The organism is Collimonas sp. (assembly GCF_039923675.1).
Classification (GTDB): domain Bacteria; phylum Pseudomonadota; class Gammaproteobacteria; order Burkholderiales; family Burkholderiaceae_D; genus Collimonas.
This window is the reverse complement of sequence record NZ_JBDTCG010000011.1, coordinates 1-13,021: the sequence shown is the minus strand read 5'-3', so window position 1 is coordinate 13,021 and position 13,021 is coordinate 1. Positions and strand designations below refer to the sequence as shown.

Here is a 13,021-nt window from a genome sequence, read left to right as displayed (position 1 = left end):
GGTCGGCGCTCTTACTCTATTTGCGGCTAGAATTCATGATCGATTTCAGTTTTCCAGCCAGGAGCTTAGCCATGTGGATTTCGTCGGTTCTGCGGCGCGCCGCCTTTGCCGCGGTCAGCGCCGTCATCGTTTGCGGCTTCAGTCCGGCAGCGGCGGCCAAGAGCGCGGTGCGGGTCGGCCCCCAACCCCAGGATTTTTCGGTGGGGCCGCAGTACGACACCACCCACGTGTATGTCGCCAGCGATGATATCGATGCATTCGTCAACAGCTTCGTCGCCACCTTCGACGGCAAAGCCTCGCCACGGGCTGTCTTTACCGTTACGCCCACACCCAGCAAGACCGCATCGCAATATGTCCAGACGCCGGTGGGCATGCTTTCCGTGTTCGCCTTCCAGACGCCGATTCCGTATGGCTTCGGCGATGAACGCACCGGTTACCTGGTGAGCGATATCGGCGCAGCGGTGCAAGCCGCGATAGCAACCGGCGCCGACGTCGTGGTGGACACCTTCGACGATCCGATCGGCAAGGATGCGGTGATCCGCTGGGCCGGCGGCGTCAAGATGCAGCTGTACTGGCACACCAAGGCGCCATCCTACGCGCCGCTGCAATCTGTACCGGAAAACCGGGTGTATCTGTCGCCGCTGGCGGCAGACCAGTTCGTGCGGCAGTTCACCACCTTCTCGCGCGGAAGCGTGGTGTCTGACGAGCGCCAGGCGGATGGCGGCGAGATCGGCCGTCCGGCCGACAAGATACGCCGCATCCGGATTGTTTCCGGCTTCGGCAAGATGACGGTGTTCGTCAGCGACGGCAAACTACCCTACCCGTTCGGCCGCGAGACTACCGGCTATGCCGTCGGCGACCTCGGCGCGACGCTGGAGAAGGCCAAGGCGAACGGCGTCACGCTGCTCTCGCCACCCTACAAAACCACTACCGGTCGCAGCGCCATGGTGCAGTTTCCCGGCGGGTATGTGGCGGAAATTCACGACGCCGCGAAATAACGCAAGCGACCTCGCCGCGTATCTTTACGACGAACGGTGCGCGGCGATAGCGATCCCGAGGCCGGTCAGGATGACACCGCCGGCGCGGTTGATGCGGCGCATGACAGTAGCGCGGCTGATCACGTGACGCAGACGGATCGCGCAAAGCGCGTACAGGCTGTCATTGAGCATGCCGATCACGACCATGGTCGGTATCAGGATCAGCATTTGCGGCACGTAGGGCGCATGCTTGTCGATAAACATCGGCAGGAAGAGGACGAAGAAGCCGATCCCTTTCGGGTTGAGGCAGGTAACCAGGAAGGCATGGGAAAATGCCTTGAACGGCCCGACCCGTGCGGCCGACTGCTGGTCGCCCAAGCCAGTGGCGTCGCGCCGCCACATACGTATGCCAAGATAGATGAAGTAGACCGCGCCGAATAGCTTGAGCACGGTGAACACCACGGTCGATGTCGTCAGCAGCACGCCCAGGCCGGCCATCGCCAGCGCCATGGCGGTTGCGCCGCCCAGCGCCGAACCCAATACCATGGCCGCCGCAATGCGCGGGCCGAAGCTTACCGCATGGGTAGCGATCAGCAGGATCGTCGGCCCCGGAATCGCGATGACCAGCGCAGAAGCGGCGACGAAAGAAAGCCAGAGCGAAAGCGACATGGGGGCACTCCTGAGTTTGACGGGTAGTAGCGCCGATTATAAGATAAATCGGCTGGCGCCTCTGGTCGTCTCCCGCCGTGTCTTGTATTCCGCCAAGGAATCCCGTTCCTCATCATGCAGGCGGCCGAGAGACTGCCGCAGCCTGCGGCTTGCCTTGCATGCCGCCTCTATGCGCGCGATTCCCTCTTCGATCCTGGCCGCCGGCATGTAGCTGAAGCATAAACGGACAAACTGGCTGGAGCGCGGGCCGTACAGCAACCCGGGCGCCAGCTGCACACCCTGCGGATGGCGCAAGCCTTCAAGGAATTCCACAGGATCGAGATGCGCTGCCAGCTTCACCCAGAATGAAAATCCGCCTTGCGGAATCGCATAGGCCGGTTCGCAAAATGTGCAATCCTGCAGCAACGCATGCATGCGGTCGCGTTTCTGCCGGTAGTGCCCACGCAAGAATTGTATGTGTCCGTCCAGCCCGCCGGCATCCAGTAAAGCGAGCGCGATATTACTGACCACGGCGCTTACGCCGCCGTCGCATTTGAGCAAGGCCAGCCGCGCAATCATGGCCGGCTCGGCGCAGATCCAGCCTACCCGCAAGCCCGGCCAGGCGATCTTTGAAAAACTGCGCACGCTGATGGCGGCATCCGACGGAAACAGCACAGGCTGCAATCCATCTTCGTAGGGCAGCTCCGAATACACCAGGTCTTGCACAATCGGCACACCATGCCGGGCAAGCAGGTTCTGGACTTCGACGGCGCGGCGTTTGCTGATGCATTGCCCGCTCGGGTTATGAAACGCTGGCGTGGTGTAATACAGTTTGGCGCTCGGATAACGCGTCAACGCATCGGCCAGCTCCGATAACAATACGCCTTCGCTATCCATGCCAAGCTGGATCACTTTGGCGCCTGCGATGGTGAAAATCCGCAGCGCGCCGAGATAGGAAGGATCTTCGGTCAAGACCACGTCGCCCGGATCGAGCAAGGCGTCGGCAATCAGCTGCAGCGCTTGCGACGCGCCGCTGGTGATCATCACCTGGCCGGGCGTCACACCCGACCTGTCGGCGAGCCGCTGGCGCAGTTCCGGCAAGCCTTGCGAATCGGTGTATTGCAGGATGTCGGCAAGACTGACGCCGGCGCGTAGCGACATTGCATCGACGGCAGGCAGATGCGGAAAGGTGTCGGGATCGGGCAAGCCATAGCCGAAATTGATGGCTTGCTTGGTCGATGAATAATCGAAAGCGCTGTAACGGGCGCTTATCTGGCTGCGAAGCGACATGCGGCACTCTCTGTAAAGTTTTAATCGGCTAACGCCGGCGCCCGGAAGCGCAGGTTATAGGCGGCGACGAATTTTTCCGATACAGGCCTGCCGAACAGAGGAAAATCCACTTTTCCAGGCGGCGACTTATCGGAAAACGTACTCTCCGCCGTGCGCAAGACCGGCTGCCATTGTGTGCCGAAGAAGCAAGCGCCATAACTGTTCGCCAGTACCGGTACAAACGGCTGAAGCATGCTCAGGAACAGGGAAATTTCCTGTGCGTCCAGCTCGGATGCCTCCGCGTCGGAAAAGCGCGCATGGGCGAAAAAACTGTTGATTGCTTCCAGTGCGTTCCAGAACTCTGCGGCGGCCATCGCAGCCTTGTAACGTTCGACGGCGTCGGCAAGGACCGGCAGCAAAGGGTTCACGGCAAACCGCTGGCCGCTGCCGACATGCTTGCGCAAGGAGGTTTCGTATTCGCGCACACGCAGCGCGGCCTGGATCAAGCCGTCTACCTGGAAATCATTGTCGTCCGTGCCGAACGGCTTGGCGATGCCGGCGAGGTAATAGCGCAATACGCTCTGGTCCAGGTCGAGCGCGACTTCATCTGCCCACAGCGCGTGGTTCCTGCTGGTCGAGAATTTTTCGCCTTCCAGTTTGGAAAAATCCTGGATCGCCTGATTGTGCGGAATCGGATAACCGCGCGCCAGCAAGCTTGCGGTAACGCCGATGGTGTAATAGAAACGATTGTCCTGTCCCATGAAGAACACGATCCTGGAATCCGGGCTGCGCATGGTCGCAGCATAGTCCGCCTGGTTGCGCTCGCAAATGCGGCGGATGCCAGTGTCAAAGCACCACAGTCCTTCGAACCAGGTCATCAAGGTTTGCCCGGCCACCTCCGGATGGTCAAGCGCCACGCCACGTTCGAAATTGCGCGACATGGCCAAGGTACGCAACTCTTGCTTCAGCCAGCGGATTTCCTTGTATTTGATCGCGCGCGGCCATTCGCTCGCTTCAATCTTGCTGATAAGCTCTGCCGCCAGTAAATCAAGCCTGAGATGCGCTTGCCGGATCGGCCGCAATGACAACGGCTTGCGGCAAGGCGCATGCTGGGGTTGCTTCAAGGTTGCATGCTGGATCGCATGGCCACAGCCTTCGCACAAATTGCTGTCGGTTGAATTACCGCATTCCGGACAAAAACCGTGCGCCAGGGAATCGGCGGCAAACTCCTGGCAGGACTCGCAGTACAGCTGCCGGCCTTCTTTTATCTCCACCATGCCTGCCGCCAGCAACTCGTTAAACACGGACAGGCTGTGCTGTTTGTGATCCTGGCTGGAGGTCTTGACGAACTCGTCGACTTCGATCCCCATCGCCGCCAGGCAATGCAGTATCTGGCTGGAATACATCGCCGACACTTCGTCCACCGGCGTGCCGAGCTGCCCGGCTTTGACCAGTGTATAGCTGCCGTGTTCATCGGCACCGGTCACGTAATAGGCGGCATTGCCATTCATCCGTTGGTACCTGACGAAGATATCCGCCAGCAGATAGACACCGCCAATGTGTCCCAGATGCAGCTTGCCGTTCGGGCAAGGCGGCGCCGGACAAACGAAATAGGTTTTACGCATGGATCAGTCCCACCACATGGATAAGAATTTCAAAGGTGCGTGCGCATCATCGTTGCTGAGCGAATGCAACTGATGCGGTTTCATGTAGAACAGCGTGGTGCCACTCACCGCAGTACGTCGGCCGTCGACCTCGAAGGTGCCGGCGCCGGATATCAGCACCCACATTTCATGCTCGTGGTGGCTGTGCAGGGTGACGGCGTCATGCGGCGGCACTTCAACCACGGAGGCGCCGAATCCCGGGACGGATTCCGATGGGATATGTTCCATCAGGCGGCACACCATCACCCCGTATTCATGCCGCATCAAGGACCGGTCGAGCTCCTTGACCATCATGAAAGGAAGGCTGGCCTGGCTGTCAATCACGGTAGAAGATTCCATTCGAAGGCCTCAGGTCGTTGATGTCGTAGTCTTTTTCTTCCGGCGGGTTGTAGGCGCGCTTCATGGCGTTGTATTCGATGCGGGTCGGGCCGGCTGTCGATTCGCGCTGGAATACCAGGTAAAGCGTGCGCCGTGAACGGTCGCTTTTGTTGGGTTCGGAGTAATGCGGCGCATAGTCGTCGAAGATGAAAATATCGCCCGCCTTGCAATGCACCGGTTCCCAGTTGAAGGTCTTGGCGATTTCAGGATCGATCACGCCGCCGGCGTCCATCTTGAACACGTCTTTCTTGTGATTGCCGGCGCTGAAGAACAGGCCGCCGTTTTCCGGCTCGGAATCGTCGATGGCGATCGACACCACCGCATGCACCATCCGGTCCGGCAGCTTGTGCGGGATATGATAGATGTCCTGGTGCGGACGATAGCCGCCGCTGTCGGGGTACTTGAAGATCAGCAGTTCTTTCAGCATCTTGGTTTTTTCGTCCAGCAGCTGCTCGATGCAGGCTTTGATCCTCTGGTCCGCCAGCACCAGCTCGCGCAGGTGCTCGTGGTATTCCAGGAAATTTTCCACCTTCGAAACGATCTTGCGATTGTCCTTGGTCTTTTCAAACCACATCATCCATTTGTCGGCGCTGACCTCCCATTTGGCAATTTCATCAACTTTGTCGGAAATGGCGTCGCGCGTCTTGCCATCGAAAAATCCTTCAAGCTTGATGAAGCCGTCGGCATGCCATTTTTCCACCGTCTCGCTATTCAACATGGGTAATCCTCCAGTAAGAATTCAACATCAAACAGTCAATGTGGCGTCACCGGCCGCGCCAGTGCACGCGGATACATCACGCCCAACAAGACAACATTCAGCACCATCAGCAAGCCCATCGCGTACAGCATGGCGTCGACGCCATGCTGCGACACCAGCATTTCGGCGAAGTAGGGAAAGCCCAGCAAGCCGACGAAATAGGCGATCGTAAATACCTGGGAAGTGACGGCCACCGGCAGCCCCATGCGCTCGGCAAGGTTGACCGCCATCGCATTCAGCGTTGCATAGCTGAGCCCGTAGCCGAGCGCGAATGCCGCGGTCGATCCCACATACAGCCCGTAACTGCCGGCGTTGACGAGATACAGGGCGAGCGACGCCAGCGTCAGCAGGATCAGGCCCAGCGCCAGCCTGGCGACCGGTATCTTGTCGACAAAGGCGGCGATGGAAAAGCGCAGCAGCACCGCCACTACGGTGAACGTGACAAAGAAAGTTTCAGGCCTGAGTCCGCGCGAGCTTGCATAGGCGGACTGGTAGGTCGACAGCCCGGTGAAGACGCAGGCGGCAAACACGATCATGACGATCGGAATACCGGTCCGCGTGCGCATGATGGCCAGCGCGCCGGTCGGGGTCAGCACTACGCTCTTCACAGGCATATGCGGATCGTTGCGCATGCGACGCCGGGTTAGGTCGAGACAGAGGGTGGCGATGACGCAGCAGACCGCGATACCGGCATACACCGCACTGAACGATCCGCTCAAGTGTGCCACCAGATGGCCGATCGGCGCCGCCAGGCCGAGACCGGCCATCTGCGAACCGGACAGCAAAGTCAGGTATTTGATACGTGCGGCGGGACGCAGATAATGAATCAGCTGCAAAGGCGCCAGGATGAAATACACCGACCAGCTGGCTCCCAGCAACATGCCGCCCAGGTAAGCCAACGCTGTCGCCAGCGGCGCGGCAGTCAGGCACAACATGGCCAGCGCCATCGTGAAGGCTGCCAGCGAGGCGGTCTGCAGCACACCGTAGCGCTGGGCAAACCAGCCTGCTGTGCTGGCGCACACAATGGTCGCCGCCATGCCGGCCGACATCACGCTGCCGGCGGTAATGCCCGCCAGCTTCATCGCCAGCAGATAGTCCGGCAATAAGAAACTGGAGCCATAGGCAGCCGCCAGCACCACGCTGGCGATAAGAAACGGCGCCAACACGGCGACTCGCAATGTCTCTGGCAATTGTTCACTGACTTGATTCATAAATGCGTTTTCATTTCAACAAAGATAGTTGTCAACCATACTCGCAGCATCGGATCGGACTGGCACGGCTTGGCCTAGCTCAAGCCAGTCTCATGCTGGCGCAATCGACTTCCACCGGACGAAGATTGCCGGCTTTCGGGGTCTCCCGGAACGAATCCAGCTGGTTGAGCAGCTGGCTGTCGGGGATTTCCGGATAGAAGTGCCGTCCCAGCACGCTATTGACGATGCGGCTGTTGCGATAGGCCACCAGCGACAGGTTGACGCTCTGCAAACCATGCTGGACGCGGCTGCGGTTCTGCAGATAAACCTTGCCCTTCATCGTCTGGTTGAACTCGACCGAATAATCGTCGCGCATCACCGGCAGCCCGTCTTCCATCCGCGCATGCCTGATAATCTTTTCGATGAAGGGCGAACGGCGTGGACGGAAGCCGGTGGCGAGGATGACGCGGTCGACCGTCATCTCGCGCTCGACGTCGGTCGCTTGAGACTTCACCAGTACTTTCCAGCGCTGCTTGGAGGGCATGATATTGGTCATGCACACATTCGACACCACGCGGATATGGTCGCTGCGGCCTTCGACGTGGCAGCGCTCGTACATCAATTCATAAATGCGGTTGCTCAAGGCCGCCGATATGCCGTCGCTGGTCAGCTTTTCATCGGCGACGATCGCGCGCCGGCGGCCCAGCGGCAAGGATTGGAAATACTGGCTATACGATGGCAGGTAGGACTCGTTGACAAAGGAACTCTCATCCATCGCGAACAGATTTCCCCTGGAAGTGATCCAGGTGATTTGTCCGATATCCGGCAGGCCCAGCAGATGCTCGACGATCTCGGCGCCGCTCTGGCCGCCGCCGACCACCATCACACGTTCGCCGTAGCCGATCTCAGGCTGATCGAGAAAATGCGCGGCATGGCACACCGCGCTGCCCAGCCAATGACGGGCGCAGTCCGGTATCTGCGGCTCGACCCCGATGCCCAGCACGATCGAACGCGCAATATAGCGTTGCGCCGGGGTGGAAATATAAAAGCCCTCATCGCATGGCGCGACATCGGTCACTTCTTCGCCGAAACGCACGCTGGCCAGCTGCCGTGCAACCCAGCTGTAATAGTCGGCAAATTCCCGTCGCGACGTGTTGGCGCCGTGCTTGTTGATGAAACTGTACAGGCGCCGATGGACGGACAGATAATTCAAGAAGGAATAGGGGCTGGTCGGATCGGCCAGCGTCACGCAATCCTTGAGCGGCGATACTTGCAAACTGCCGTTCGGCAGCATCAGGCCGGGATGCCATGAAAAGCACGCATTTTTTTCGAGGAACAGCGACTTCATCCCGGTCGGTTCGGCCAGGGCGGCGAGACTCAGGTTGAAGGGGCCGACGCCGATGCCAACAAGATCAAAGGTCTGCATTTTTGCCTTTAAAATTAACGGACTGCATCCCGGTGGCGGCCCTGAGGCAGGCGGCAATTCCGCCGGCGGCTTGCCAGCCCGGCGAAAGAATTCCAAGAGGCGGAGCTACTAATTTACCGGTCTTTCCAAACGTAACGAAAAGCCAACTCGGTTAAAACATTCGACTTGTTTGAGCATTACGGCGTGCAATCACGCTGCTCGAATATGCTTATTCGTGAACCGGACTTTGCCGTGAAACGGGTCCGGAAATTTTTCAGCATTGCGCATCATGCCTAAATTATTTTTCTTCCACACCTGTCGTTAGTGATAGGTTTTCCGGGATTTTCCTGCATCCTGAAATTTCTTCGCATAGTGCTTGAAAGACCAGCAACAACGGGTCTCTCAACGAGATTGTCATATGACAATTCCGGGCAATTATTTGCATCTGCGAGGGGAAAATCCGCTCCAGCCAGATTCAGAAACGCTACAATAATTCCAAATAGACTGGTCTGTATACTACAAAATCGTAACAGATCGTTCTGAACTATCGAATCGCCATGAAATCGATTTTCTATGACTGCCGGCCGAACAGACTGGATTGCATTGCTGATGGCATGCGCGGCGATAGACGCCGGTGGAAAAACAGGGAGAATTTATGCTGTGCACGAGGCGGCATCTACTTTTTCCTGCGGTGATACATCTCCATCAGCGGCGTCGACGAGATGCCGTGCACCATCACCGATAGCGCTAACACGGTCAATACCACGGTGGTCAGGCGATGCGTGAGCGAACCACCCGTCGCTTCCCATTTGAATTGCAAAGCGAACAGCAGGTAGTACAGCGTACCGACGCCGCGAATGCCGAACCAGGCCATCAGCCGCCGTTGCAGCGGCGAGACGCCGGCGCCGATCAGCGACATGGCTACCGACAGCGGCCGCACCAGCAGGAACAGAACGGCCGCTACCGCCACGCCCTCCCACGACAAGCCGTTAGATGAAATCAGTATGCCGAGCAGTATCACCATCAGGAATTCCGCGAAATTCTCAATCTGCTGGTTAAAGCCGAGCACCGTGGCTGCCATATAGGCTGGCGCCTTTTCCTCGCTGGCGGCGACCGCTTCGACATCACCCGCCATTTTCGTCAGATGCGGCGAGGACATCGCATGCAGTGTTTCTTCATCGACTCTTGCCTGCCCCTTGCGGTCGGCCTCGGCATTTGCCTCGTCGCTGATCTTGTCGCGCTGCGTCGCTTCAATCCGGCGCATGCCGACGCCTGCGGCAAACACGGCGAGAAAGCCGATGCCATGCAAGCTCTCGGCCAAGCCGTAAGACAAGGCGATCAAGCCGATCGCCAGGAATTCTTCCATGCCGATCGCCAGCCGGTAGCGCTTGCGCAGCTGCACCACCAGCTGGCCGACGCTCCAGCCAAGCCCCCAGCCGCACAGCGGCGCGATCGCCACTCCCCACAACAGGCGCAGCAAACCTTCCAGGCCCAGATATTCGTGCGCCTGGTCGACGCCAAGCATGGCCAGGCCCAGCATGACAAAGGGAAAGGCGGTACCGTCATTGAGGCCGCCTTCGCCGGTCAGGCCGAAGCGGATCTGGTCGCGGTCGCCGATGTTCTTGATTTGCACGTCGGAGGCCAGCACCGGATCGGTGGGCGCCAGTATCGCCGCCAGCAGCACAGCCGCGCCAAGCGGCAGTTTGAGCAGATAGAAGCCGCCGGCGGTCAGCAAGGCGATGGTCAGCAGCATCGCCAGCACGCCCAGCCGCAGTGGCAGAAACCAAAGGTTGTCGCGCAAGCCCACCCGCAGCCTGAGGCCGACGCTGAACAGCGACACCAGCACCGCGATGCGCGCTGCATCGGTCAGTATCCCGGCCTGATGAATGATGGAAAGATGGATCAGGCTGAACACAGCCGGGCCGAGCACAAAACCGACCGGCAGATAGAACATGGCGGGGCTGACGGGGAAGCGGTCCAGCACCGAAGCGGCCAAGGCCATCGATATCAGCAGCACACCCGTGATCAGGTACCAAATCAGTCCGTTATCGATGAGATTACCTCCAGCCGTGTGTTATCAAGAGCCATGGGAATCCGGCGCAGCGTCGCTTCTGGCTCCATCTAACAAAAAAGCCCTTGCATAGGCAAAGGCAAATCAACCGCAGGAATTCGCGTTGACAGGGATAAGTCGAACAAATTTACAGGCGGGTATCTTCCAGGTCCGCATGCGTCCCGTAGTAGGCATGAATTTCCCGCGTCCATGCCTGGTCTGCCATGTCCGGCCAGTGGTCTTTGTCGAATCCCGGCGCATTCTTCAGCCGGTCCTTGTCGACGTTGAGGATAAAACGCTTGTTGGCCGGGTCCAGCGTCAGCGCGATCCAAGGCACGGCGAACAATTTTTCTCCCATGCCAAGAAAGCCGCCAAAAGACAAGACCGCATAAGAAACCTTACCCGCGTGCATGTCCAGCATGATCTCTTTGATTTCACCCAGGCTTTCCTCGTGGCGGTTGTAGACGTCATTGCCCACCAAGGTATCGGCGCCCATCAGGTTTGGACCGGGGCCGCCGTTTTTCTTATACATGCCATAGGCATCGCGTTCTTCGTAGTTCAGGCTCATGGTCATCTCCAACAATGATCGTTGCTCATTGACTTAGAATGGACACGCGCCCTTCCTGTGTCTGTGCGCCAGTACACATTCGAAATGCGGCCGGCAAAAAAATCAATCAGCTAAGAGACAGTATCCGAGGCTGGGATTGAATTGCAAGTTTGCCATCGATTTTTGTAAAAGGCTGCTCATTATTGATTGTCGTCGGTTTCCTTGAAAGAGTTCAGTGAAACTACCCCATCCCGACCAGCGTAATGCGATCTTGAACGAACGCCGCAATCTCAAGATGGCGCGTTCACCGCACGCCTACATGCGCGGTAATACCGTGAAATTCTATGAATGGCTGCACAGCGCCAAGGGGCAAGCGACGCCGCATGGACCGCCAATATGGATCTGCGGCGATTGCCATAGCGGAAACCTGGGGCCGTTGGCGGATGCAGAGGGCAAGATAATTCTTGAAATACGCGACTTCGACCAAACGCTTATCGGCAATCCTGCGCATGACCTGGTGCGGCTAGCGTTGTCGCTGGCAACCGCTGCTCGCGGTTCCAGCCTGCCGGGCGTGGTTACCGCGCGCATGCTGGAAAACATCATGTACGGTTACCGCCAGGCGTTTAGCCCCGACCCGGAACAGAAGCGGCCGCGACGGCCGACGCCGGTGCGTTGGACCATGCGTCAGGCCGCCAAACGCACCTGGAAGCAGCTAGCGGTGGAACGTATCGCCAACACGCGGCCGGTCATCCCCCTGGGCAAGAGCTTCTGGCCCTTGGCGGCCGAGGAACATGATGGCGTCCACGCATTATTCGCCACGCCCGAAGTGCTGGATCTGGTCAGGGATCTGAAATCACGCAGCAATGACGCCCGCGTCGAGGTGCTGGATGCGGCCTATTGGGTCAAAGGCTGCAGTTCGCTGGGGCTGTTGCGTTACGCTGTGTTGCTGGAAATCGGCAACAAGAAAAACAGCGAACTATGCCTGGTTGACATCAAGCAGGCGGTCGGCGCCGCCGGACCGCGTTACAACCATGTCAGCATGCCGCGCGATAACGCCCACCGGGTAGTGGCCGGCGCCCGTCATCTGTCGCCGGCGCTGGGCGACCGCATGGTGGCGCAGCGCTTTCTGGATCAAGGAGTATTCCTGCGTGAACTGCTGCCGCAGGATTTGAAACTGGAGATCGATCAACTCAACCTGGCCGACGCCACCAAGGTCGCACGCTACCTGGCGAATGTCGTCGGCCATGCGCATGCACGGCAGATGGATGACGCGGTAAAAGCCAAATGGCAGGCCGATCTGACGCCGGACCGCAACACCGCGCTGGCGGCGCCGGACTGGCTGTGGGACAGTACATTGCAGCTGATCGCGGCGCATGAGATCGGCTATCTTGAGCATTGCCGGAAATACGCCCTGTCGCATAAAGCGTCCTAGGGTCTGTTGACGTTTGGCGCTAAGCCCTTGAAAAAGGAAGGCAAACTCGCATTGTTAAGGTTCTCACACCGATCCAAGCGAGTTTGCCATGCCCCGATTGCTGCTCAATGATGAGTTCTGGTCGAAGCTGCAAAATATTTTGCTTCAAGAACGCATTTATAACAAGCGTGATTTACGCCTGATGGTGGAAGGCATGCTGTATCGCATGAGAGTTGGTTGTCCATGGCGAGATTTACCGGCGCAATTTGGTTGCTGGAACTCGGTCTATAAAAAATTCAATGCCTGGTCGGCCAGTGGGAAATGGCGCAACATATTTAAAGCGCTTGTCGTCGAGCCTGATGTGGAGTGGGTATTTATCGACGGCAGCTATGTCAAAGCCCACCAGCACAGTGCGGGAGCGGCAAGTGAAGATGGCGAAGGTATTGGGAAAAGCCGGGCTGGCAACACCAGCAAGATTCATTTGGCAGTCGACAGCTATGGATTACCAATCGATTTTGATATCACAGGTGGTCATATCAATGACTGCACAGCAGCACCAGAGTTGATCGCAAAATTGCCTCAAGCAGGAGCGATCGTCGCTGACAAAGGCGATGACAGCGAGCGGATCAGGGAACAGATTGTAGTAATAGGAAGCCAAGTCGTCATCCCCAGAAAGCGTAATTCGATCAAGGGAAACGACGATCTCGACAGAGGCTTGTATCGAT

General features: G+C 58.3%; 12 protein-coding genes. 3 read left to right on the top strand and 9 right to left on the bottom strand.

Annotated elements, in window-relative coordinates:
• Positions 1-71 precede the first annotated feature (71 nt).
• Positions 72-998, top strand: coding sequence for a glyoxalase (locus ABI171_RS02105; protein WP_348090966.1), 927 nt, complete (start codon positions 72-74; stop codon positions 996-998).
• Between the two features lie 24 nt (positions 999-1,022).
• On the opposite strand, the gene ABI171_RS02100 is transcribed toward ABI171_RS02105, so the two are convergent.
• From ABI171_RS02100 to ABI171_RS02060, 9 genes are all read right to left on the bottom strand, one after another.
• On the bottom strand, positions 1,023-1,646 hold the full coding sequence (locus ABI171_RS02100; protein ID WP_348090965.1) for a LysE family translocator: 624 nt from the start codon (positions 1,644-1,646) through the stop codon (positions 1,023-1,025).
• Between the two features lie 36 nt (positions 1,647-1,682).
• A complete protein-coding gene (locus ABI171_RS02095) occupies positions 1,683-2,915 on the bottom strand; it encodes a PLP-dependent aminotransferase family protein (RefSeq protein ID WP_348090964.1) in 1,233 nt (410 codons plus the stop codon).
• A gap of 20 nt (positions 2,916-2,935) precedes the next feature.
• Positions 2,936-4,519: a class I tRNA ligase family protein gene (locus ABI171_RS02090; RefSeq protein ID WP_348090963.1), complete on the bottom strand. Its 1,584-nt coding sequence runs from the start codon at positions 4,517-4,519 to the stop codon at positions 2,936-2,938.
• Between the two features lie 3 nt (positions 4,520-4,522).
• Positions 4,523-4,897 (bottom strand): cupin domain-containing protein, encoded by a 375-nt coding sequence (locus tag ABI171_RS02085; RefSeq protein ID WP_348090962.1) that lies wholly within the window; start codon positions 4,895-4,897, stop codon positions 4,523-4,525.
• The gene (locus ABI171_RS02080; RefSeq protein WP_348090961.1) at positions 4,875-5,654 is read right to left on the bottom strand and encodes a phytanoyl-CoA dioxygenase family protein; all 780 of its coding nucleotides are present in this window, start codon (positions 5,652-5,654) and stop codon (positions 4,875-4,877) included. The genes ABI171_RS02085 and ABI171_RS02080 overlap by 23 nt, the downstream gene beginning before the upstream one ends.
• Positions 5,655-5,689: 35 nt before the next feature.
• A complete protein-coding gene (locus ABI171_RS02075) occupies positions 5,690-6,904 on the bottom strand; it encodes an MFS transporter (protein WP_348090960.1) in 1,215 nt (404 codons plus the stop codon).
• Between the two features lie 79 nt (positions 6,905-6,983).
• Complete coding sequence (locus tag ABI171_RS02070) at positions 6,984-8,309, bottom strand: SidA/IucD/PvdA family monooxygenase (RefSeq protein WP_348090959.1); 1,326 nt, start codon at positions 8,307-8,309, stop codon at positions 6,984-6,986.
• Positions 8,310-8,964: 655 nt separating this feature from the next.
• Positions 8,965-10,305: a cation:proton antiporter gene (locus ABI171_RS02065; RefSeq protein ID WP_348090958.1), complete on the bottom strand. Its 1,341-nt coding sequence runs from the start codon at positions 10,303-10,305 to the stop codon at positions 8,965-8,967.
• Between the two features lie 181 nt (positions 10,306-10,486).
• Positions 10,487-10,900 (bottom strand): PRC-barrel domain-containing protein, encoded by a 414-nt coding sequence (locus ABI171_RS02060; RefSeq protein WP_348090985.1) that lies wholly within the window; start codon positions 10,898-10,900, stop codon positions 10,487-10,489.
• Between the two features lie 220 nt (positions 10,901-11,120).
• On the opposite strand from ABI171_RS02060, the gene ABI171_RS02055 reads away from it, so the two are divergent.
• Both ABI171_RS02055 and ABI171_RS02050 read left to right on the top strand, forming a co-directional pair.
• Positions 11,121-12,317: a DUF2252 family protein gene (locus tag ABI171_RS02055; protein WP_348090957.1), complete on the top strand. Its 1,197-nt coding sequence runs from the start codon at positions 11,121-11,123 to the stop codon at positions 12,315-12,317.
• An 88-nt stretch (positions 12,318-12,405) separates the two neighbouring features.
• Positions 12,406-13,021, top strand: a 616-nt coding sequence (locus tag ABI171_RS02050) for an IS5 family transposase (RefSeq protein WP_348090956.1), incomplete at its 3' end; no start/stop codon positions are given.